This window comes from Hansschlegelia beijingensis, assembly GCF_045505405.1.
In the GTDB taxonomy this organism is placed as follows: domain Bacteria; phylum Pseudomonadota; class Alphaproteobacteria; order Rhizobiales; family Methylopilaceae; genus Methylopila; species Methylopila beijingensis_A.
Genome location: NZ_JBJKEX010000444.1, coordinates 1 through 2,239 on the forward strand (window position 1 = coordinate 1; position 2,239 = coordinate 2,239).

Consider the following 2,239-nt stretch of genomic DNA (forward strand, 5'->3'; position numbering starts at 1 on the left):
CGCGCTCCGCGAGCCGGGCCTTGAGGCCGGCGGGCGTCACCGCGCGGCTCCGGGCGGCGGCGCCGTCACGGCGCCCGCGAGGGCTTCGATCAGAAATCCAGGTCCGCGTAATGCGGCGCGGCGGCGGTGCCGGGCACGGACTCGGCCAGGAGCGGGCGGAACGACGGGCGCGATTTCACCCGCGCATACCAGCCTCTTGCGGTCTCGTCCTCGTCCCACGGCACGTCGCCCAGATAGTCCACGACCGAGAAATGGGCCGCGGCCGCCAGATCGGCATAGGTCAGCCGATCGCCAGCCAGCCATTTCCGCTGCCGGATCAGGTAGCCGACATATTTGAGATGATAGCGGATGTTGGCCCGGCCTGCGCGGATCGCCGCCATTTCGGGCGCGCCGCCGCCGAGATTGGTCGGCATGAACCGCTTGTAGATCTTCTCGGTCACGAGGTGGCTCGAGACCTCCTCGAAGAACTTCCGGTTGAACCAGTCGGTCAGACGCCGGGTCTCGACCCGCTCGCGCGGCGATTCCGGCAGCAGGCGCCGGTCGCCGAGCGCGAGACCGCGGGTCTCGTCGAGATATTCCGCGATCACGTCGGCGCCGGGCACCGAGGGCATGCTGGCCTCGACCAGGACCGGCGTCGTGCCCGCAGGATTGAGAGCCAGGAACGGCTCGCGGCGCTCCCAGACGCGCTCTTCGACCAGATCGGCGTCGAGCCCGTACTCGCCCATGGCGAGGCGCACGAAGCGCGAATGCGGACAAAGCGGATGGTGGTAGAGGATGGCCATTAATGCCGGTGCGCTGTAGGGGGGTGTGGCCGGCGCGCAGCGGCCCGCGCCGGAACGCCGGGCGTTTGATGGCGCGGCGCAGAAGCCCCGTATAGAACCGGCCTAGCCCCGCGACAACAACGAATCGGCCGCGGGTTTCGGGGAGTTCGGCATGACCGTCGTGAACCTGATGGAGGCCGCCCTGCTCGGGGTGGTCGAAGGGCTCACCGAGTTCCTCCCCGTGTCATCCACCGGACACCTCCTGCTGCTCGGCCATTTCCTCGGCTTCGAGGCGAAGGGCAAGACGTTCGAGGTGCTGATCCAGCTTGGCGCCATCCTGGCGATTCTGGTGGTTTATTCGCGCCGGCTCACCGACGTCGCGGTCCGGGTGCCCTACGATCCGGCCGCGCGGCGCTTCGTCCTCGGCGTGCTGATCGCCTTCCTGCCCGCGGCGGTGATCGGCGCGACGATGCACGGTTTCATCAAGAGCGTGCTGTTCGAGACGCCGGCGGTGATCTGCGTGGCTCTCATCCTGGGCGGCCTCGTGCTGCTCTGGGTCGACATGCGGCATCCCCAGGCCGACGAGCCGCCAGTCGGCGCAACGGGCGCCGGCGTGCGGCCGGACGGGGCCCCCGCCGTTCTCTATGACGACGCGATGCGCTTCCCGCTGCCGGTCTGCCTCGTGATCGGCCTCTGCCAGTGCTTCGCCCTGGTGCCGGGCGTGTCGCGCTCGGGCTCGACCATCGTGGCCGGCCTGATGCTCGGCGCCAGCAAGCGCGCGGCGGCGGAGTTCTCCTTCTTTCTCGCCATCCCGACCATGTCGGGGGCGTTCGCGTACGACCTCTACAAAACCCGCCACGAGCTGAACTTCAACGACGCGACGCTGATCGTGGTCGGCTTCATTCTCGCCTTCGTGACCGCGCTGATCGTGGTGCGCTACGTGCTCGACTTCATCTCGCGCCACGGCTTCGCGGCCTTCGCCTGGTGGCGGATGATCGTCGGGGCCGCCGGCCTCGCCGGCCTGATGGTCTACGGATGACCCGCCGGTCAGCGGAGGAGGCGCGCCCGTGACCGGCATCGTCCTGACCGACGTCACCCGGATCCACCGCGGCGGAACGCCTGCCGTCGCGAACGTGTCGCTCGAGATCCCGGCCGGCGCCTTCTGCGTGCTGACCGGGCCGGCGGGAAGCGGCAAGTCCACGCTGCTGCGGCTGATCGCGGGCGTGGAGCCGCCGACGGCGGGCGTCATCGAGATCGGCGACGCCGTCCGGCAGTCCTGGCGCGCCGGACGCGACGACGTCGCCGAACTGATCGACCCGCAGTCGCTGCGGCCGCGGCGCACGCTCTACGACAACATGTCACACGGCCTGACGGCGCATGGGCTGAGCAGGAAGGACGCTCAGGAACGGGTCCTGCGAGCCGCCGACGCGCTCGCGCTGGCGCCCGTGCTGGCCCGCCGCCCCGCACAGGTGTCCGCA

The 2,239-nt window shown here is 70.0% G+C and carries 3 protein-coding genes; 2 read left to right on the forward strand and 1 reads right to left on the reverse strand.

All coding sequences use genetic code 11. The annotated features are described in order from the left end of the window. Positions 1–89: 89 nt before the first annotated feature. Positions 90–782 carry a glutathione S-transferase family protein gene (locus ACIKT0_RS17335; RefSeq protein ID WP_183394770.1) on the reverse strand — a complete coding sequence of 231 codons (693 nt, stop codon included), beginning with the start codon at positions 780–782 and terminating at the stop codon, positions 90–92. A 151-nt stretch (positions 783–933) separates the two neighbouring features. On the opposite strand from ACIKT0_RS17335, the gene ACIKT0_RS17340 reads away from it, so the two are divergent. After that, a complete protein-coding gene (locus ACIKT0_RS17340) occupies positions 934–1,800 on the forward strand; it encodes an undecaprenyl-diphosphate phosphatase (protein ID WP_407106603.1) in 867 nt (288 codons plus the stop codon). A 28-nt stretch (positions 1,801–1,828) separates the two neighbouring features. Further along, positions 1,829–2,239, forward strand: a 411-nt coding sequence (locus ACIKT0_RS17345) for an ATP-binding cassette domain-containing protein (RefSeq protein WP_407106604.1), incomplete at its 3' end; no start/stop codon positions are given.